Consider the following 18993-nt stretch of genomic DNA (forward strand, 5'->3'; position numbering starts at 1 on the left):
TCCTCCGGCCATGGCGCGGCCCGTCGGACAACGCTCAGAGATTAAGCCTGATCGTCACGGATCGGCCGTGCGCCTGCAAGCCCTCTGCCTCAGCCAATTGCGTGGCGGCGGATGCGAGCGTTCGCAGGCCCTCGGGGCCGCATCTCAGGAGCGAGGTCCGCTTCATGAAATCGCCGACGCCGAGGCCGGACGAGAAGCGGGCCGAGCGGGCCGTCGGCAGGACATGATTGGGGCCGCCGACATAGTCGCCGATCGCCTCCGGCGTGTGGCCGCCGAGGAAGATCGCGCCGGCATTGCGGATCAGGCCCGCGAGGCGCTCCGGATCGGCCGTCATGATCTCGAGATGCTCGGGCGCGAGCCGGTCGACCAGCGGCACGGCGGCCTCGAGATCGGCGACGAGCAGGATCGCGCCGAATTCCTGCCAGCTCTGGCCGGCGATCTCCGCCCGCGGGAGCGTCGCGAGCTGCGCCGCGACCGCCTTCTCGACCTCGGTGGCCAGTGCCGCATCGTCGGTCATCAGGATCGACTGGGCGGAGACATCGTGCTCGGCCTGCGCCAGCAGGTCGGCGGCGATCCAGTCGGGATTGGCGCTGCGATCGGCGATCACCAGCACCTCGGAGGGGCCGGCGATCATGTCGATGCCGACCTGACCGAAGACCCGGCGCTTGGCGGCGGCGACATAGGCGTTACCGGGGCCGACGATCTTGGCGACCGGGGCGATCGCCGCCGTGCCGTAGGCGAGCGCCGCGACGGCCTGCGCGCCGCCGATGCGATAGACTTCGTCGACGCCGGCGAGCCGGGCGGCGGCGAGCACGAGCGGGTTCGTCTCCCCGCGCGGCGTCGGCGCGACCATGACGATGCGCGGCACGCCGGCGACCTTCGCCGGGATGGCGTTCATCAGGACCGATGACGGGTAGCTCGCCGTACCGCCGGGCACATAGAGCCCGACCGCCTCGATCGCGCTCCAGCGCCAGCCGGTGCCGACGCCCGCCACATCCTCGACCCAGGAATCGACCGGCTTCTGGCGGCGGTGATAGGTCTCGATCCGCTCGCGCGCCGTCTCCAGCGCCGCCAGCAGCTCAGGCGAGCAGGCCACGACCGCCGCATCGATCTCGGCCTCGGAGACGCGCAGGGTCCCGGGCGTCAGGTCGAGCGCATCGAAGCGGGAGGTATAGTCGATCAGCGCCGCGTCGCCCTTCTCGCGGATATCGGCGATGATGTCGGCGGCGACGCGGTCGACCTCCTCCGAGACCTCGCGCTTGGCGGAAAGCAGCGCCGCGAAGCCCTCAGCAAAGCGGGCATCCCTGTCGTCGAGCCTGATCGGCATGGGTATCCTCGAAACTGACAGATCGTCGCCGTGGAAGGCCTTCCAATCAGCGACGGTCATCCCGGGCGTAGCGCAGCGAAGACCCGGGATCCATGCCGGAACGGTCAGGCATGGATCCCGGATCGGCGCCGCTGACGCGGCTTGTCCGGGATGACGCGCGTTCTTAGACGAAGGGATCGACCGATTGAAGCTGTCGTCGCTGGAAAAACGCGGCGCTCAGGCGCCGTCGGGGTGACCGGGCGTGGCCGCGGCTTCCCAGACCGGTCCGAGATCCTTCATCTGGGCCTCGATGCATTCGACCGAGAGGCGGATCGCCGCGCCTTCCGAGAAATGCAGCGTCACGTCGCCGGCCGGGTCGTCGCCCAGATCGAAGGTCACAGCGAGGAGGTTCAGGACCTTGTCGGGATCGCTCTTGTCCAGCTTGGCGCTGCGCACGGACTGGACACGATCGAAATGCAGCGCGGTCAGGCGGCGGCGGCGCTGGCCGCGCTGAGCGCCCTCCCAGTCGAAGCGTCGCAGCGCGAGCGCGAAGCGCTTTTCGCGCGGCAGATAGACGAGATCGGCCGCCTTCAGCACCGCATCCTGAAGATGGGCTGAGACAATCGCGAGATCATCGGCATCGAGCGCGATGAGCTTCAGGGGATCGGCGGCATCGTCTGACATGGTTTTGTTCTGACGAGCCGCCCCGAGAAAATCAACAGCCGAGAATCAGCCGCTGATGCGTTCCACCAGCGCGCCGCAGCGGCCGAGCTTGGCTTCCAGCGCCTCGAAGCCACGATCGAGATGGTAGACGCGGTTGATCGTCGTGTCGCCTTCGGCAGCGAGCCCGCCGATCACCAGCGAGACCGAGGCGCGCAGGTCCGTCGCCATCACCGGCGCGCCGGTCAGTTTCTCGACGCCCTCGACATGGGCGACATCGCCGTCCAGCCGGATCTTCGCGCCGAGCCGGGCGAGTTCCTGCACATGCATGAAGCGGTTCTCGAAAATGGTCTCGCGGATGCGCGAGGTGCCCTTCGCCCGGGTCATCAGCGCCATGAACTGCGCCTGCAGGTCCGTCGGGAAGCCCGGGAAGGGATCGGTATCGATATCGACCGCCGTCAGCCCCTGCCCGTTGCGGCGCACGCGGATGCCCTCGTTGGTCGCGTCGATCTCGACGCCGGCCCTGGCGAGCACGTCGAGGGCCGATTGCAGCAATTCCGGCCGTGCGCCTTCCAGGATAACGTCGCCGCCGGTCATCGCCACGGCCATGGCATAGGTGCCGGCCTCGATGCGATCGGGCAGCACGGCGTGATGCGCGCCACCGAGACGCGCGACGCCGGTGACGACGATGCGCGGGGTGCCAGCCCCCTCGATCCTGGCGCCCATCTTGACGAGGCAGGCGGCGAGATCGGTGACCTCCGGCTCGCAGGCGGCGTTCTCGATCACCGTCGTGCCCTGGGCGAGCACGGCAGCCATCAGCGCGGTATGGGTGCCGCCGACCGTGACCTTTGGAAAGACGATCTCGCCGCCCTTCAGGCCCTTGGGCGCGCGCGCCAGCGCGTAGCCGTTCTCGATCGCGATCTCGGCGCCGAGCTTCTCCAGCGCCATCAAGAGCAGATCGACCGGGCGCGTGCCGATGGCGCAGCCGCCGGGCAGCGAGACCTTGGCCTCGCCCATGCGGGCCAGGATCGGCGCGATCACCCAGAAGCTCGCGCGCATGGTCGAGACCAGCTCATAGGGCGCGCAGGTGTCGACGATCTGGCGTGCGGTGAGCGCGATGGTCTGGCCGGTCTCGGCCGACTGGCCGATGCGCTTGCCGGCAACGGTGCGGTCGACGCCCTGGTTCGACAGGATGCGCGAGAGCGCCGTCACGTCCGAGAGCCGCGGCACGTTGGTCAGCGTCAGCGTCTCGTCTGTCAGCAGGCTCGCGATCATCAGCGGCAAGGCAGCGTTCTTCGCGCCGGAGATCGGAATGGCGCCATTGAGGCGCTGGCCGCCGGTGATGCGGATCTTGTCCATCGTCGGGTCCTGCTCGGCCGGCCGGGCGAAAGGCCGGCGGCGCGTGGAGAATAAGGAATTCAGGTCCTGGAGGTGTCGGCCTGAGAGGGCGGCTCCGGCTCACGCGCTGGCGCCTCATCCGAGCGGCGAGCGCGAGCCTGGGCCTTGCGGCGCTTCAGATTCTCGCGGAGCGCGGCGGCAAGGCGCGCATGCTTCTCGTCTTCGGCTGTCTGGCGGGTCACGGCATCAGCTCTGGATGGGATGTTTGAACGCGGGAACGCGGCGAATTCGCGGCGGTATCGTTAGACCCTGAACCGCCGCCGGACAAGCGCCTGCACTGGCTAACGCCACCTGCCCCATAGCGGGCCAGCATCGTGCCGGATGAGGCCAGTTCCGACCTCCGTTTTTCGCACCGAGCACAATCATTCTCCGGCAACCGGCCAGACGATCCATTTGCTTCGCGCACCCGGGCCCTCGCGAAATTTTCGTTCCAGCATCGGCGGCGCGACCCTTGCTCTGTAGCGGCTCGTGGCGGCTCCGACGGTCTCACCTGACGCTTGGTAAGAAAAAATCCTTAATGCTATTAACCATTTCCGGGAGAATCCGTTTACACTTCGTTAAGCTCGTTTACGCTGCCGGCATCAAGGAGTTTGTGGGGTAGCGTCATGTTGCAGTCCTTGAAGACCGGAGCGGGCGGCCGCGGGCCGACCCTGCTGGAGAGCTGCGAAGTCATCGATGCGATCCGCTACAAGGCAGGCTTCCTGCCGGAGGTGGAGATCGCCTATGAGCCGGATATCAAGACGCTCTGGGTCACGATCCGGCCCGAGCTGAAGCCCGTCTTCACGCTGCAACTGCTCGACAGCCTAGTGAAGATCCAGAGCGCGATCGTGGCGCTGTGGGGCGCGCCCGACCAGTATCATCGCGCCCCGGTGCGCTTCCTCGCCTTCCGCGGCACGGGGCCTTTCTTCACGCTCGGCGGCGATCTCGATTTCTATCTGGACTGCCTGGCCAAGAACGACCGCGCCGCGCTGACGGAGTACGCGAGGCTTTCGGCGGAAGGCGCGATCTGGAATTCCGGCGGCCTGAACGGCCTCGTCGTGACGCTCTCGACGATCCATGCCAAGGCGATCGGCGGCGGCATCGACGCCCCGCGCTCATGCAATGTCATGATCGCCGAGGAACAGGCTTCGTTCGTCTATCCGGAGATCAAGTTCAACCATTTCCCGATCACGGCGGTCGCGATCCTGTCGCGGCGCATGGGCCAGCGCGCCGCCGAGCAGATGCTGCTCTCCGGCGAGGAGATGAGCGCGCAGGACTTCATGGCGGCGGGCGGCCTCGAGGCGGTGGTACCGACGGGCACGGGCGAGGACTGGATCCGCAAATACTGCGCCGACTCGCTGCCGATCCATGCCGCCAAGACCGCGCTGTTCTCGGCCTTCAACCGTCGCCATGGCGATCTGCGTGAAGAGCTCGGCCATCTCGGCGAGATCTGGACGAATTGCATGCTGCGGCTCAGCCCGAGCGCGATCTCGAAGCTGCAGCGCATCGCACAGACCCAGGACCGGATGCTGGCGCGCGTCTACCAGCGCCACCTCGCCCCGGTCTGACGGGAAAGGGATCTCCACTTTCCGGGGCTTCCCGTAAAACCACACGAAGCATTTACCTCTGCTCGCGTACAACCCGATGGCATAATGCGCGACGTGCGGTTTTCGCGCGTCGCGCCGCGTGGGGCGGCAAAGGCAGGAGTAGATGACAGGCGCTCTCAAGCGACTGGTGGCGACCGGCGGGCGCAAGCAGGACGAGGGCATCGACCTGACCGGCTATACGCTGCTGGTCAGTTCACTGTTCTCGTCGCCGGCCTCGATCATTCCCGGCGGCATCGCCGGCATCCTGACGCCGTTCCTCTGCTGGATTTCCACCGGCATGGATATCTTCATGAGCCTCACCATCCTGGTGACGCTCATCGTGATCCTGCGCATCATGACGGTGGTGGCCTATCGCCGGCGCAACCATGCGCAGGACAGCTACGCCGAGACCCGCCGCTGGGATCGCGACTACTTCCTCGGCGCCACCGTGTTCAGCGCCGCCCTCGGCTATAGCTGCTATGTCGCGCTGGTTCAGACGGACGATCCTGCCGCCCATATCACCTCGGTCGCCTCCACCATCGCGCTGGCGTCGGGCTATGTCGCGCGCAATGCCGGCAGGCCGAAATTCGTCGCCGTGCAGCTTCTGACCTTCTGCATCCCGATGGCGATCGGCCTGATCGGCGCCCATAACCCCTATTACCGCTATATCGGCTATTTCGCCTTCCTCTACGTGGCGGCCAATATCGCGATCACCAACTCGCTGCACCGCAACCTGCTGGCGCTGAGCGACGCCAACAAGCAATCCAAGGCGTTGGCTTCCGCCCTGCATTCGCAGAACCTGACGCTCGACGCCGCGCTCAACACCATGATCGACGGGCTGGCGATGTTCGACCGCAGCCTCAAGCTCGCGGTCAGCAACGCGCCTCACAGCACGCTCTACGGCCTGCCCGAGACGCTCGCCCTGCCCGGCACGCCGCTGACCGCGATCGCGCGTTTCCTGGTCGAGCGGCAGGTTATCAGCCAGGAGCAGTTGCGCGACATCCGCACGGCGCTGACCGAGGTCCAGGCCAGCCAGCAGGCGACGAGCCGCGAGCTGGTGACGCGGGGCGGGCTCGTGCTGGTCGTGACGCTCGCGCCGGCTGCCGAGGGCGGCATCCTGATGCTCACGGAGGATGCCACCGAGCGCAAGGCGACGGAGGCGCGCATCGAGCAGATGGCGCGTTTCGACGAACTGACCGGGCTCGCGAACCGCTTCGAATATACCACCCAGATCGGGGAGGCCTTCGCCAAGCTGGAGCGCACGGGCGAGGGCTTCGCGCTGCTCTATCTCGATCTCGACGGCTTCAAGCAGGTCAATGACAGCCTGGGCCACGATATCGGCGATCGGGTGCTGATGGAGACCGCGAGCCGCCTGCGCGGCGCGATCCGCGGCAACGACATGCTCGCCCGCTTCGGCGGCGACGAGTTCCTGCTGATCCTGCCGTCGGCGGACCATCTCGCCGTCACCGCCATCGCGCAGCGGATGATCGACGTGATGTCGCGGGCGTTCGATGTCGACGGCAAGACCGTCTACGTGACGGCGAGCATCGGCATCGCGATGGCTCCGCTCGACGGTGCCAATCCGGCCGACCTGCTGCGTCATGCCGATACGGCGCTCTACAAGGCCAAGTCCGCCGGCCGGAACATGCTGATGTTCTTCAACCCGGCCATGGCCGAGGAGATGATGGAGCGGCACGAGATCGAGGTCGACCTGCGCAAGGCCTGCACCGACGGCTCGCTCGAGCTCTACTACCAGCCGATCATCGACCTGAAGACCCAGAAGATCGTGTCGCGCGAGGCGCTGATGCGCTGGCGCCATCCCACCCGCGGCATGGTGCCGCCGGGCGTGTTCATCCCGATCGCCGAGCAGTCCGGCCTGATCGCCGGCATGGGCGACTGGGCGATCCGCCAGGCCTGTCGCGACGCCGCAGGCTGGGAGCCAGGCATCGGCGTTTCCGTCAACGTCTCGCCGCTGCAGTTCCGCGAGCCGCTCCGGATCGTCGAGTCGGTCAAGCAAGCCCTTCTCGCCTCGCAGCTCGAATCACGGCGCCTGATGCTCGAAGTCACGGAATCGCTGTTGATCGAGGATGACAAGCTGGCGCTTTCGGTGCTCGATGAATTGCGGGCGCTCGGCGTGACCTTTGCGCTCGACGATTTCGGCACGGGCTATTCCTCGCTCGCCTATCTCTCGACCTATCCGTTCGCGCAGGTGAAGATCGACCAGAGCTTCGCGCGCGAGGTGCACACCAACGAGGCCTCGAAGGCCGTTATCGAGGCGGTCTGCCAATTGGCGCGCCGCCTGCAGATGAATGTCGTGGTCGAGGGCATCGAAACCGAGCAGCAGCGCATCGCCGTCCAGCTGCTCGGCGCCCACCGCGCCCAGGGCTTCCTGTTCGGCCGCCCGGAAGCGCTGGCCAGCATCAAGGGCCGCAACGGCAGCGGCAATCGCAGCGTCGCCTGAACAGGCGGGAACTTCGCTTTAATTCCGGCATGGCACCGCAACGGCCTTGATTCCGCCGGCGCGGCAACGCATCAGCGATCGGGGACGACAGCGAAACGGGACATCCGGTGAGCGACGGCACAGCCAAGGCGGCGAGACCAGCCGCGTTGACACCCGATATCTGCGTCATCGGCGCGGGCGCGAACGGCATCGCACTGGCGATCGCGGCGGCGGCCTTCGGCGTTCCCGTCGTCCTGATCGAGCGAGACGCCACCGGCGGCGACCAGGGGCCGCTCGCCGTTCGCGCGTTGATCGAGGTTGGAGTGCGCGCGCAAGCGCTGCGCGATGCCGGACGCTTCGGCCTTCCAGCCGCCGAGCCGCAGCCGAATGCGGCTCAGATCCATGACCATGTCCAGCGAGCGCTGGCCACCGACCGGGCCAATCACGCAGCCGAGCGACTGGCCACGCTCGGTATCACCGTCATCCGGGGCGAGGCCCGCTTCACCAGCCGCAGCACGGTCACCGTCGAAGGACAGCCGATCAAGGCCCGCCGCTTCGTCATCGCCACCGGCGCGCGCACCATTCCGCCCGCGATGGAGGGGTTCGATGCGGTTCCGGTTCTGCTGGAGAGCGACCTTGCCGGCCTGACCCGGCTGCCGGAACGACCGATCGTACTGGGCGGTGCAGGCGCCGCCCTGGCGCAGGCCCTGCATCGGCTCGGCTGCACGGTGAACCTCGTCGCTCCCGATGGCCTGCTGGCGGGACATGACGCTGAAGCGGCAACCATCCTGCGTCGCCGCCTGCTGCGCGAGGAATTGGCGCTTCACGAGAACGGCGAGCCGCTGCGGGCGGAGCGCACGCGCTCCGGGCTTCGCCTCGTCCTGTCCTCGCCTGCCGGCGAGACGATGATCGAGGGCTCGCATCTCATCCTCTGCGGCCCGCGCCGGCCTGCGATCGAGGAGCTCGACCTCGATCTCGCCGGCATCCGCCACGATGGCTCCGGCATCACCGTCGACCGCAGCCTGCGGACGAGCAATCGCCGCGTCCATGCTCTGGGAGCCTGTGCAGGCGGCGCTGCAACCGCCCCCTCCGATCGGGCCGGCGAAGACCATGTCGGGCCCGTACTGCGGAGCATCCTGTTCCGTCAGCCGATGAAGATCGATCCGGCAAGCGAGCCACGCGTCGCCTGGAGCCGGCCGCAGGTCGCCTCGCTCGGGTTGTCGGAGGCTGAGGCCCGCAAGGCAGCAGGGACGATACAGGTGCTGCGCTGGCCGTTCTCCGAGAACGCCGCCGCGCAGGCGGCCGGCGAGACGGAGGGCTTCGTCAAGGCGATCGTCGACCGGAAGGGCCATATCCGCGGCGTCACCATCGTCGGCGAAGACGCCAGCGAATTGATCGCGCCGTGGTGCATCGCGATGCGCGCCGGGCTCGGCATCGGCACCATGGCCGGCATGCCGCTGCCGGCCGGTGCCCGCTCGGATGCATCGCGGCGTGCCGCGCTTTCCTTCCACGCGGCTTCGACCACGCGGCCCGGCCTGCGCCGCCTCATCGGCTTTCTGCGGCGTTTCGGCTAAGATCGCCCACGATGCATGCTCCGAAGCCAGCCCTGTCGGTCAGCCAACCGCGCGGCCTCACGCGCCTCGGCCTTTCGGCCAAGCTGCTGCTCGTCACCGTGCTCTTCGTCATGCTGGCGGAGGTGCTGATCTATCTGCCCTCGATCGCGAATTTCCGGCGCAACTGGCTGCATGACCGGATCGCGGCGGCGCAGGTGGCCGCGCTGGTGCTTGAGGGCGCGCCGGAGGATGGCCTGCCCGAGGGTAGCGAGAACCGCCTGCTGATGGGCGTCGGTGCCCGCGCGATCGCCGCACGCGTCGGCGGAGCGCGGCGCCTGCTCAGCCTCGATTCGATGCCGCCGCCGGAGGTCTCGCGCTCGGTCGACCTGCGCAACCTGAGCTGGGTGAACGCCATCGAGGAAGCACTTTCCGTGCTCGTCTCGCCCGCGACCATGCCGATCCGCGTGGTCGGCGAGGCTGTCGGCGGCGCCGATTTCGTCGAGATCGTCATCGACGAGGCGCCGCTGCGCCGGGCGATGCTGAAATTCTCCTGGAGCCTGCTGCTGATCTCGCTGCTGCTCACAGGCCTCACCGCGCTCGCCGTCTATATCGCGCTCAATGCGCTGATCATCGGGCCGATCCGGCATCTCGCCGCCAATGTCATGGAATTCGAGGCCGACCCGGAAAATCCCCGGCGGATCATCGAGCCTTCGCTGCGCGCCGACGAGATCGGCGAGGCGGAGCGCGCGCTCGCCCGCATGGAGGCGACGCTGGCCGACGAATTGCGCACCAAGAAGCACCTCGCCGAGCTCGGCCTCGCCGTTTCCAAGATCAATCACGACCTGCGCAACATGCTGGCGGCAGCGCAGCTCATGTCCGACCAGTTGATCGAGACCCGCGACGCCAAGATCCGCCGCTTTGCGCCGCGCCTGATCGCGACGCTGGGGCGCGCCATCGATTTCTGCCAGGCGACCCTCGCCTATGGTCGCGCCGCCGAGGCGACGCCCGCGATCCGGGACGTCGCGCTGCGGCAGCTCGTCGCCGAACAGGCCGAGATGCTCGGTCTCGGCGAGGGCAAGCAGCCGCGCTTCGAGAACCGGGTGCCGCCCGAACTCTCCGCTCCCTGCGACCCCGACCAGATGGCGCGCGTGCTGACCAACCTGATGCGCAACGCGATCCAGGCGCTGACGCGGGCAGGCCCCGATCCGGGCGACATGCCCGTGCTGACGGTCACGGCCGGGCCGGAGAACGGTTCGGTGGCACTGCGCGTCATCGACAACGGACCCGGCGTGCCCGAGCGGGCGCGGGCCAACCTGTTCCAGGCCTTCCGCGGTTCGGTGACGCCGGGCGGCACCGGGCTTGGGCTGGCCGTCGCGGCCGAGCTGGTCCGGCTTCATGGCGGCTCGATCGCGCTCGAATCGTCCGATACCGGCGCCGTGTTCGCAGTCATGCTGCCAGCGCGGCGCGCCAACGGGCATTGAACAAAGCGCGTCATTCTCGGGCGGAGCGAAGCGCAGACCCGAGAATCTCATGACCAGAGGGCGCTGGTTTCCGAGATGCTCGGGTCAAGCCCGAGCATGACGCGCGTATGATTTACCGCCCTACTGGCTCGCCCAGATCACCCGCGCCATGAAGGCGATCTCGGTATTGTTCAGCACGCGGTCGGCATGCTCCGGGTTGAGCGAGGCGAGCTCGACCGTCTTGGCCGTCTGGCGCTTGAGCTGCTTGGCCAGCACCTCGCCCTCCACCGTCTTGACCACGACGCGGTCGCCGCGCCGAACCGTCGCGGTCGGCGAGACGATGATGGTGTCGCCGTCGCGATAGAGCGGCAGCATCGAATCGCCGGAGATTTCGAGCGCATAGGCCTTCTCGTCGGCGACGCCCGGAAAGGCGACCTCCTCCCAGCCCGTCCCGACCGGAAAGCCGCCATCGTCGAAGAAGCCGCCGGAGCCCGCCTGGGCGAAGCCGATCAGGGGAATCGTGCGCGCCGGCGCGGGCTCCCGACGCAGCACCACGCTCATAAACTCGTCGAAGGAGGCGCCGGTCGCGGCCAGGATCTTGGAGATCGATTCGGTCGAGGGCCAGCGCTCGCGCCCGTCGGGCGCGACGCGCTTGGAGCGGTTGAAGGTGGTGGCATCGAGCCCGGCCTTGCGGGCCAGCCCCGAGGCGGTGAAGCCGTAGCGCTGTGCGAGCGTGTCGATCGCCCCCCAGATCTGGTCATGTGACAGCATCGCGCGGGCCTCGCTTCGCTCTTGCCGTTTGGCGGGGATTGAAGATAGGAAATATCCCCTATCGTATAAGATTTCAATCCGAATCTCGCCACAATCGGACAACCGCTTGCGGAATCCTCCTGCCAGCGTTTAAGCCGGGGCCGACATTCGCACGCGAGACCTCCGGTGCCCCTGATCTACAAGATATGCCCTGACGCGCTCTGGTCGGAAGCCGAGGCCAAGGGCCGCTTCGACGGCGCCCCGATCGATCTCGCCGACGGCTACATTCATTTTTCCACGGGCGCGCAGGTCGCCGAGACCGCCGCGAAGCACTTCGCCGGGCAGGAGAGGCTCCTCCTCATCGCCATCGACGACGGGCGCCTCGGCTCCGAATTGCGCTACGAACCCTCGCGCGGCGGAGCCTTGTTCCCGCATCTCTATGCTTCGCTCGATCCGAAGGTCGTCCGCTGGATCGCGCCCATGCTGTTGAAAGCCGACGGCAGCCACACCCTTCCGGAGACGCTCGCATGATCGGTGGCCTGTTCAACCTCGCCCGGCCGTTGATCCACCGCATGGATGCGGAGACGGCGCATCGCCTGACCGTCGCGGCGCTGGCCACCGCGCCCGCCATGAAGCCGGGGCCGGACGATCCCGTGCTCGCGACCGAGGCGTTCGGGCTGTCCTTCTCCAATCCGGTCGGCCTCGCGGCCGGCTTCGACAAGAATGCGGAAGCCGTCGATGGCGCGCTCGGGCTCGGCTTCGGCTTCGTCGAGGTCGGCGGCGTGACGCCATTGCCGCAGCCCGGCAACCCGCGTCCGCGCGTCTTCCGGCTGCTGGAGGACGAAGCCGTCATCAACCGCTACGGCCTCAACAGCGAGGGCATGGAGGCCGTGGCGAAGCGGCTCGGGGGCCGCCTGCGCCGCAACGGGCTCGTCGGCGTCAATCTCGGCGCCAACAAGGAATCGGCCGACCGCGCCGCCGATTACGCCACGCTGGCGCGGCGGCTCGCCCCCCTCGCCGATTTCCTGACGATCAACGTCTCCTCGCCGAACACGCCCGGCCTGCGCGACCTGCAGGCGGAAAGCGCGCTCGACGATCTCGTGGCGCGCACGCTCGCGGCCCGAGACGAGGTCGCTACGATTGGCCAGCGCACGCCGGTCCTGATCAAGATCGCTCCGGACCTGACCTTGCCCGAGCTCGACGGCATGATCGCCGTCGCGCGCAAGCGCAATATCGACGGGCTGATCGTCTCGAACACCACGATCGCGCGCCCGGACAGCTTGCGCAGTGCCAGCAAGGGCGAGACCGGCGGGCTTTCCGGCAAGCCGCTCTTCACCGCCTCGACCCGCATCCTGGCCGAAGCCTTCCTGCGCGTCGAAGGGCAGTTCCCGCTGGTCGGCGTCGGCGGCGTCGATTCGGCTGAAGCCGCCTTCGCCAAGATCCGCGCCGGAGCGACGCTGGTGCAGTTCTATTCCGCGATGGTGTTCAAGGGGCCGGGGCTCGCGAGGGAGATCAAGAGCGGTCTCGCCACGCGGGCGCGGCGCGCCGGTCTGACGCGCCTCACCGCCCTGATCGGGCGCGATGCAGCGGCGATCGCGCGCGGCGAAAGGCTGTAAAGCTCAAGAACGAAGCCGTCATTCCAGGGCAGGCCAAGGCCTGAGCCCGGAATGACTACGCAGTTCGGGTAATCTACTTCCGCGCCGCGAAGAGCCGCATCAGCAGCCACAGCGGCACGACGATCAGGGCGCCGGCGATGACCCATTGGCCGACCTCGCGCACCGCGCCGAAGCCGAGCCCGGTGATCGAGCGCAGAAAGCGCGCGGCGGCCTCGTAGAGGCTCTGCGGGGACAGGCCGAGAAAGGCCATCGCCGCGCCGACCAGAAGCGAGATGAAGATCAGGCGGACGAGGACGCTGAGGGGCGAGCCGCCGAGAAACCGTTCCATGGAAGCGATGGCCATCCTGTTGCGCCCCAAGCCGATCCGGGGCGCTTCCGCGCTGTCTTAGCCTGAAACAGACCGCGCTTGAACGGGGACTGAACGGACGGCTTCGTTTGAAACCAGATTTGCCCGCATGAAACGCGGGTCATCCCGGGCGACAGCAGGGAGACCCGGGATCCATGCCGGAACATCTCTTTGTGAGGCTCCGGAATGGATCCCGGATCTCCGCTTCGCTCCGTCCGGGATGACCCGCGCTTTATAAAGGGCAGCTCAGCCTATCGGGAAATAATCATCAAGCCGTCGCGGAAGCACCTGCCGTCGCCCAGGCGGTTCCGGCTATCTTGGAGGCGGCGATCACCGCCTGCGTGCGGCTGTCGACGTCGAGCTTGGTCAGGATCGCCGAGACATGGGCCTTCACGGTCGCCTCGGAGACGCCGAGCTCGTAGGCGATCTGCTTGTTGAGAAGCCCCTCCGACAGCATCATCAGCACGCGCACCTGCTGCGGCGTCAGCGTCGACATGCGGCGGACCATGTCGGCGATCTCGGCATCCACGGGAGCTGAGAGATCAACCCCGGGCGGGGTCCAGACGCCGCCGTCGAGCACGGCGCGGATCGCCTCGCCCATCTGGGCGACATCGGCGGTCTTGGGCAGGAAGCCGAGCGCGCCGAACTCGATGCAGCGGCGAATCACCGCCGGGTCGTCATTGGCGGAGACGACGATGACCGGAATCTCCGGATGGTCGGCGCGCAGGAAGAGCAGGCCCGAAAAGCCCTGCACGCCCGGCATGGTCAGATCGAGCAGGACGAGATCGGCATCGCCGCCGCCGGCCAGAGCCTCGGTCAGGGCTTCCAGCGAGCCGACCTCGCTGACCTCGGCCCCGCCGAGCGCGCTCGACACGGCCTGACGCAGCGCGCCGCGAAACAGCGGATGATCGTCCGCGATGACGATCCGCGTCGAAGGCTGCTTGCTCATCGCCCCACTCCTTAAAGCCTGCACCGCCCCCGCCCGAAGTGGCGTGCCCCGCTTCGGGCCGATGCATTCGTCCGACCGGGGCATTTTGCCTCAGGCCGGCTGCGCATCACAAGCATTGCGAGCGCAAGGCTGCAACCCATTCCGGCTCAACCATTGGTCGGCAGCAGTGCTTCCAGCACCGCGATATGGTCGGCCTCGACAGGCGGCTTGTCCCAGCGGATGCGATTGATGCGGGGAAACCGCATGGCGAGGCCGGATTTATGCCGGGTCGAGCGCTGCAGGCCCTCGAAGGCGACTTCGAAGACGAGACCCGATTGCGCCTCATGCGTGACCTCGCGCACCGGGCCGAAGCGATTCAGCGTGTTCTTGCGGACATATTTGTCGATCTCGATCAGCTCTTCATCGGTGAAGCCGAAATAGGCCTTGCCGACCGGGACCAGCTCCTGCCCGCCATCCTCGCCCACGCGCCAGACGCCGAAGGTGTAGTCGGAATAGAAGGAGGAGCGCTTGCCGTGACCGCGCTGGGCATACATCAGCACGCAGTCGACGAGCCGGGCATCGCGCTTCCATTTCCACCAATAGCCCTTGGGGCGACCCGGCAGATAGGCTGAATCGCGGCGCTTGATCATGCAGCCCTCGACCGCTTCCGCATCGGCGCCTGCTCCCGCTTCGGCCGGGTCCGCGCGGGCTGCCTTCAATTCATCCCAGGAGGCGAAGGAAATCACAGGCGAGAGATCGAAGCGGATGCTGGCGAGGCGCGACAGGAAGCTCTCAAGCCGCTGGCGCCGCTCCTCCAGAGGCAGATGCCGGATATCCTCCTCACCATCGACGAGCAGGTCGTAGACGCGGATATGGGCGGGGAAATCGCCCAGCATCTTCGCGGTGACGGTCTTGCGGTTCAGGCGCTGCTGCAGCGTATTGAAGCTCTGGACCGTGCTCTCGCGCATCACCAGCAATTCACCGTCGAGCGCGCCATCGATCGTCAGTTCCTCGACGAGATCGGGGAAGGCGGCTGCGATGTCCTCGCCGGTGCGGGAATAGAGCCGCGTCACGCGCGTGCCGTCGGCCTTGCGGCCACTGACGGCCTGGACGCGAATGCCGTCCCATTTCCATTCGGCCGCAAATTCGACCGGGTCGAGCTTGTCGAAATCGCCGTCCTCGATCGGATGCGAGAGCATGACCGGGCGGAACGGCGCAGGATCGCGCGCCTCTGGCCGGGCGCCCCTGCCCTCCAGCCAGGCGAAGAGTTCGGCATAGGGTGGTTCCAGCCCGTGCCAGACCTGCTCAACCTCGTCGGGCGGGACGCCGCCGAGGCTCGCCGCCGCCGTCTTGGCAAGGCGGGCGGAGACGCCGATGCGCAGTGCACCGGTGATGAGCTTGAGCAGGGCCCAGCGCCCTGTCTCGTCGAGCGCGTCGAGCCAGCCGGCGACCAGGCGCGGCAGGTCGGTCTTGCCGGCCTCGCGCAGGCCCTCGACCACTTCGGGGAGGGTCAAGGGCGCGCGATTGTGGCTCATCCCTTCTCCATCTCTCTCGCCGTCATCCCGGACGGAGCGAAGCGGAGATCCGGGATCCATGCCTGAACCTCCTTCGGAAGCGCTCAGGAATGGATCCCGGGTCTCCCTTCGGTCACCCGGGATGACCCCGATGGGGGTGACCGAGACTTGAACGGCGCCCGGCCACATCAGCGCGACCGTCTCCGAGAGATCGCCGACATAGTCATAGGACAGCGCGAAGAGCACAGGGTCGGTGCGCTCCGTGATCAGGGCCCGGATCAGCCCGGCCTTGGCGTTGCGGAAGACAAGCCCGCCCGTCATCGCCGCGAGCGCATAGCCGCGATCGGGATCGGGCGTCGTGCGCAAATAATCGGCGATCAGCGCGATCTTGGCGTTGCGGCGCGGCTCATAGGCCAGGCGGTCGAGCAGCCAGGCAAAGCGGTTCATGCTGTCGCCTCGACGCCACACCGCATCCCGCATTTCATATTGCAGCGCATCGTTCAGATACCGTTCATGAAGCAAACCTTAACGGCAGCGGAGTAGCCGGGAGAGACATGCCGATGCGCGCAGCGATACGGTTCCTTGCCTTTGCCTTGCCTGCCATCGCTGCCACGTTCTCGGTCGGAGCCCCCGCGCAGGCGGCAAGCTTCTCCTGCCGCGAGACGCCGATCGTGCGCTCGAACGCTGCGCTTGCGCCGCTCTCCGCCAAGGTCTCGCAGGGCAAGGCCCTGACGATCCTCGCCATCGGCTCCTCCTCGACCGAGGGCATCGGCGCCAGCGCCAGGGACAAGACCTATCCCGCCCGCCTGCAGGCGCTGCTCGGCAAGGCTTGGCCGAAGTCGCAGGTCGAGATCGTCAATGCCGGCATCGGCGGCGAAACCGCCCCGCAGACGCTCATCCGTCTGAAGACTGCGCTCACCGCGCGTCCCTACGATCTCGTAATCTGGCAGGTCGGCACCAACGACGCCGTCAAGGGCGGCGATCTCGACGCCTTCAAGGCAATGGTCGGCGAAGGCATTTCGCTCGTGCGCGAGGCCGGCCCGGCGCTCGCCATCCTCGACCCGCAGTTCTTCCCCTCGGTGCGCGATCCGCAGCGCTACGGCCGATATGTCGAGGCCGTCGGCGAAGTCGCCCGGCGCGAGGCCGTGCCCGTCTTCGGCCGCTATGACGCGATGCGCGAATGGCACCGCAGCGATGCCGAGGCCTTCAAGGCCGCGCTCTGGACCGACGGCTTCCACATGAGCGACGCCGGCTATGACTGCCTTGCCCGCGACATGGCGAACGCCATGGTCGGCATGGCCGCGCCCGCGCGGCCGGTCGTCGCCGCCTCGCGCTGATCGACAACTAAATCGACAACTAAATAGAAGCCGCATCGGTTGCCTCCCCTGCGGGATCGGCCTCGCCTTCGTCGCCATAGCCGACGAGATGCAGCGGCTTGGCCTTCACGCCCGCCGTGCCGCACCAATGGACGAGCGCATCGGCCTCGCCATGCGTGACCCAGATTTCGCCCGCCTGAACCTCGCGGATGGTCGCGAGCAGGTCGTCCCAATCGGCATGGTCGGAGATGACGAGCGGCAATTCGACGCCCTTCTGGCGCGCCCGCGCCCTGATCCGCATCCAGCCAGAGGCGAAGGCTGTAACGGGGTCGGGGAAGCGGCGCGCCCACAGGTCCTGCGTCGCGCTCGGCGGACAGATGACGATCTCGCCGCCCAGCGTCTTGCGATCAGTCTCGGAGACAAGCCTGATCTCGCCGAGCGGTATGCCCTCGGCTTCGTAGAAGGCGGTGATCTTCTCGACCGCGCCGTGGATATAGATCGGCCTGATGTAGCCGGCCTCGCGGATCAGAGCCATGACGCGCTGCGCCTTGCCCAGCGAATAGGCGCCGACGATATGCGTCCGCTCCGGGAAGAGCCGAACGGATTCCAGCAACTTGGCCACCTCCCCCGATGCCGGCGGATGACGGAAGACCGGCAGGCCGAAGGTCGCCTCGGTGATGAAGATGTCGCAGGGCACCGGTTCGAAACCGGCGCAGGTCGGGTCGCGCTCGCGCTTGTAGTCGCCGGAGGCAACGATGCGCAGGCCCCGGTTTTCGACCGCGATCTGGGCGGAACCGAGGACATGGCCAGCCGGGACGAAGGTGAAGTCGACCTCGCCGATGCGCACGGCTTCGCCGGGTACGGCGACCTGCTGCGAACCCGCAAAACCCTCGCCATAGCGCAGAGCCATGATCGCCAGCGTCTCGCGCGTCGCCAGCACGGCGCCATGGCCGGCGCGGGCATGGTCGGAATGGCCATGGGTGATCAGCGCCCGCGCCACCGGGCGGACGGGGTCGATATGGATATCGGCCGGCGGGCAATAGAGCCCGGCCGGTGTCGGCAGCAGCAATTCGGAGGGGCGCCAGCAGGCGCTTTGTCTGGCCAGCGTCACACTCCTCCGCTACACCGGTCGGTATGACCGATACAGGCTCGACCACGCATTTCGCCTCCTCCGGCGACCCCGTGCTCGACCGCCGCTATGGCTGGGCAGAGGCTGCGCTGAAGGACGGGGACGCGCAAGCGGCCGTCGAAATCCTCGATCAGACCCTGTCGCAGGCCTATCACTTCACCGCCGCCTGGCATCTCTACGGGCTGGCTCAGGAGGCGCTCGGCCACAAGGAGGACGCGGCCACCGCCTGGCGGCAATGCCTCGACCTCGATCCCAACGACCATTTCGGCGCGCGGCTCGATCTTGCCCGCATCGGCGCGCTGCCGGCCGAGCAGGCGACCTCGGAGAATTTCTCCGGCGCATTGTTCGACGCCTATGCCGACCGCTTCGACAGCCATCTCACGCAAACCCTGCATTACAACGCGCCCGACCTGCTGAAGGCGGCGCTCGTCCGCTGCTGCAGCAACGCCGGCCGGCCCTTCCGGTTCGACATCGTCTACGATCTCGGCTGCGGCACCGGATTGATGGGCGAGGCGATCCACGAGCAGAGCGGCTTCATCGCCGGCTGCGATCTCTCGCCGCGCATGATCGAGCGGGCGCGGGCCAAGCTCGCGCCTGACGGCACGCCGCTCTACGACAAGCTCGCCGTCGCCGGCCTGACGAGCTTCCTCGCCAGCCGGCCGGACGCCTCCGCCGATCTCGTCGTCGCGGCCGATGTCTTCGTCTATCTCGGCGAGCTCGCGCCCTGCTTCGCCCAGAGCGCGCGCGTGCTGGAGCCGGACGGGCTGCTCGCCTTCACGGTGCAGAGCCATGCCGGCGAAGGCGTCGTGGTGGGCGGTGATCGGCGGTTCGCGCATGCGGAAAGCTGGCTGAGGGAGCGGCTGATCGAAGCCGGGCTCACACCCATACTCGCCGAGCTCGCCAGCACGCGGCAGGATCGCGGCGCGCCGGTGCCGGGGTTGCTGATGGTGGCGGAGAAGCGATGAAGGCTATCCGCCTCTGCAATAAAGACAAGGCCCGGCCGCAAGGGGGG

General features: G+C 67.6%; 16 protein-coding genes. 8 read left to right on the forward strand and 8 right to left on the reverse strand.

Going from position 1 to position 18993, the window contains the following annotated elements; translation table 11 throughout:
* Window positions 1-34: 34 nt before the first annotated feature.
* The 3 genes from hisD to murA all read right to left on the reverse strand — a co-directional run bounded on the left by hisD (window position 35) and on the right by murA (window position 3325).
* Window positions 35-1327, reverse strand: a complete 1293-nt coding sequence (gene hisD / locus OCUBac02_RS19640; protein ID WP_173048020.1) for a histidinol dehydrogenase — start codon at window positions 1325-1327, stop codon at window positions 35-37.
* Between the two features lie 216 nt (window positions 1328-1543).
* On the reverse strand, window positions 1544-1990 hold the full coding sequence (locus OCUBac02_RS19645; protein WP_047581919.1) for a DUF2948 family protein: 447 nt from the start codon (window positions 1988-1990) through the stop codon (window positions 1544-1546).
* 45 nt (window positions 1991-2035) lie between these two features.
* Window positions 2036-3325, reverse strand: a complete 1290-nt coding sequence (murA, locus tag OCUBac02_RS19650) for a UDP-N-acetylglucosamine 1-carboxyvinyltransferase (RefSeq protein WP_047581920.1) — start codon at window positions 3323-3325, stop codon at window positions 2036-2038.
* Between the two features lie 644 nt (window positions 3326-3969).
* Between murA and OCUBac02_RS19655 the strand changes: the two genes are divergently transcribed.
* The 4 genes from OCUBac02_RS19655 to OCUBac02_RS19670 all read left to right on the forward strand — a co-directional run bounded on the left by OCUBac02_RS19655 (window position 3970) and on the right by OCUBac02_RS19670 (window position 10403).
* Entirely contained in the window at window positions 3970-4911 is a 942-nt protein-coding gene (locus tag OCUBac02_RS19655) for an enoyl-CoA hydratase-related protein (RefSeq protein ID WP_047581922.1), read from the forward strand.
* A gap of 142 nt (window positions 4912-5053) precedes the next feature.
* Complete coding sequence (locus tag OCUBac02_RS19660; RefSeq protein ID WP_173048021.1) at window positions 5054-7390, forward strand: putative bifunctional diguanylate cyclase/phosphodiesterase; 2337 nt, start codon at window positions 5054-5056, stop codon at window positions 7388-7390.
* Window positions 7391-7497: 107 nt separating this feature from the next.
* The gene (locus tag OCUBac02_RS19665) at window positions 7498-8943 is read left to right on the forward strand and encodes an FAD-dependent oxidoreductase (RefSeq protein WP_173048022.1); all 1446 of its coding nucleotides are present in this window, start codon (window positions 7498-7500) and stop codon (window positions 8941-8943) included.
* An 11-nt stretch (window positions 8944-8954) separates the two neighbouring features.
* Complete coding sequence (locus tag OCUBac02_RS19670) at window positions 8955-10403, forward strand: sensor histidine kinase (protein ID WP_052232097.1); 1449 nt, start codon at window positions 8955-8957, stop codon at window positions 10401-10403.
* A gap of 120 nt (window positions 10404-10523) precedes the next feature.
* Here OCUBac02_RS19670 and OCUBac02_RS19675 read toward each other — a convergent pair whose 3' ends face one another.
* A complete protein-coding gene (locus OCUBac02_RS19675; protein ID WP_047576388.1) occupies window positions 10524-11153 on the reverse strand; it encodes a S24 family peptidase in 630 nt (209 codons plus the stop codon).
* 165 nt (window positions 11154-11318) lie between these two features.
* Here OCUBac02_RS19675 and OCUBac02_RS19680 point away from each other — a divergent pair, with 165 nt between their 5' ends.
* Both OCUBac02_RS19680 and OCUBac02_RS19685 read left to right on the forward strand, forming a co-directional pair.
* Window positions 11319-11663: a DUF952 domain-containing protein gene (locus tag OCUBac02_RS19680; RefSeq protein ID WP_173048023.1), complete on the forward strand. Its 345-nt coding sequence runs from the start codon at window positions 11319-11321 to the stop codon at window positions 11661-11663.
* Entirely contained in the window at window positions 11660-12748 is a 1089-nt protein-coding gene (locus OCUBac02_RS19685) for a quinone-dependent dihydroorotate dehydrogenase (RefSeq protein WP_173048024.1), read from the forward strand. The genes OCUBac02_RS19680 and OCUBac02_RS19685 overlap by 4 nt, the downstream gene beginning before the upstream one ends.
* 73 nt (window positions 12749-12821) lie before the next feature.
* Here OCUBac02_RS19685 and OCUBac02_RS19690 read toward each other — a convergent pair whose 3' ends face one another.
* From OCUBac02_RS19690 to OCUBac02_RS19700, 3 genes are all read right to left on the reverse strand, one after another.
* Window positions 12822-13076, reverse strand: a complete 255-nt coding sequence (locus tag OCUBac02_RS19690) for a DUF6460 domain-containing protein (RefSeq protein ID WP_244638997.1) — start codon at window positions 13074-13076, stop codon at window positions 12822-12824.
* 286 nt (window positions 13077-13362) lie between these two features.
* A complete protein-coding gene (locus OCUBac02_RS19695; RefSeq protein WP_047580631.1) occupies window positions 13363-14043 on the reverse strand; it encodes a response regulator transcription factor in 681 nt (226 codons plus the stop codon).
* Window positions 14044-14189: 146 nt separating this feature from the next.
* On the reverse strand, window positions 14190-15983 hold the full coding sequence (locus OCUBac02_RS19700; protein ID WP_173048026.1) for a cisplatin damage response ATP-dependent DNA ligase: 1794 nt from the start codon (window positions 15981-15983) through the stop codon (window positions 14190-14192).
* Between the two features lie 107 nt (window positions 15984-16090).
* Here OCUBac02_RS19700 and OCUBac02_RS19705 point away from each other — a divergent pair, with 107 nt between their 5' ends.
* The gene (locus OCUBac02_RS19705; RefSeq protein WP_173048028.1) at window positions 16091-16873 is read left to right on the forward strand and encodes an SGNH/GDSL hydrolase family protein; all 783 of its coding nucleotides are present in this window, start codon (window positions 16091-16093) and stop codon (window positions 16871-16873) included.
* Between the two features lie 19 nt (window positions 16874-16892).
* Here OCUBac02_RS19705 and OCUBac02_RS19710 read toward each other — a convergent pair whose 3' ends face one another.
* Window positions 16893-17963 carry a ligase-associated DNA damage response exonuclease gene (locus OCUBac02_RS19710; protein ID WP_244638998.1) on the reverse strand — a complete coding sequence of 357 codons (1071 nt, stop codon included), beginning with the start codon at window positions 17961-17963 and terminating at the stop codon, window positions 16893-16895.
* Window positions 17964-17986: 23 nt separating this feature from the next.
* On the opposite strand from OCUBac02_RS19710, the gene OCUBac02_RS19715 reads away from it, so the two are divergent.
* Window positions 17987-18946 (forward strand): class I SAM-dependent methyltransferase, encoded by a 960-nt coding sequence (locus OCUBac02_RS19715; protein WP_173048030.1) that lies wholly within the window; start codon window positions 17987-17989, stop codon window positions 18944-18946.
* Window positions 18947-18993: the final 47 nt, after the last annotated feature.

Source organism: Bosea sp. ANAM02, from assembly GCF_011764485.1.
Lineage (GTDB): Bacteria > Pseudomonadota > Alphaproteobacteria > Rhizobiales > Beijerinckiaceae > Allobosea.

Coding starts and splice junctions, on each gene's coding strand:
- hisD (WP_173048020.1), bottom strand. CDS start 1,327: ATGCCGATCAGGCTCGACGACAGGGATGCCCGCTTTGCTGAGGGCTTC.
- OCUBac02_RS19645 (WP_047581919.1), bottom strand. CDS start 1,990: ATGTCAGACGATGCCGCCGATCCCCTGAAGCTCATCGCGCTCGATGCC.
- murA (WP_047581920.1), bottom strand. CDS start 3,325: ATGGACAAGATCCGCATCACCGGCGGCCAGCGCCTCAATGGCGCCATT.
- OCUBac02_RS19655 (WP_047581922.1), top strand. CDS start 3,970: ATGTTGCAGTCCTTGAAGACCGGAGCGGGCGGCCGCGGGCCGACCCTG.
- OCUBac02_RS19660 (WP_173048021.1), top strand. CDS start 5,054: ATGACAGGCGCTCTCAAGCGACTGGTGGCGACCGGCGGGCGCAAGCAG.
- OCUBac02_RS19670 (WP_052232097.1), top strand. CDS start 8,955: ATGCATGCTCCGAAGCCAGCCCTGTCGGTCAGCCAACCGCGCGGCCTC.
- OCUBac02_RS19675 (WP_047576388.1), bottom strand. CDS start 11,153: ATGCTGTCACATGACCAGATCTGGGGGGCGATCGACACGCTCGCACAG.
- OCUBac02_RS19685 (WP_173048024.1), top strand. CDS start 11,660: ATGATCGGTGGCCTGTTCAACCTCGCCCGGCCGTTGATCCACCGCATG.
- OCUBac02_RS19690 (WP_244638997.1), bottom strand. CDS start 13,076: ATGGAACGGTTTCTCGGCGGCTCGCCCCTCAGCGTCCTCGTCCGCCTG.
- OCUBac02_RS19695 (WP_047580631.1), bottom strand. CDS start 14,043: ATGAGCAAGCAGCCTTCGACGCGGATCGTCATCGCGGACGATCATCCG.
- OCUBac02_RS19700 (WP_173048026.1), bottom strand. CDS start 15,983: ATGAACCGCTTTGCCTGGCTGCTCGACCGCCTGGCCTATGAGCCGCGC.
- OCUBac02_RS19705 (WP_173048028.1), top strand. CDS start 16,091: ATGCCGATGCGCGCAGCGATACGGTTCCTTGCCTTTGCCTTGCCTGCC.
- OCUBac02_RS19715 (WP_173048030.1), top strand. CDS start 17,987: ATGACCGATACAGGCTCGACCACGCATTTCGCCTCCTCCGGCGACCCC.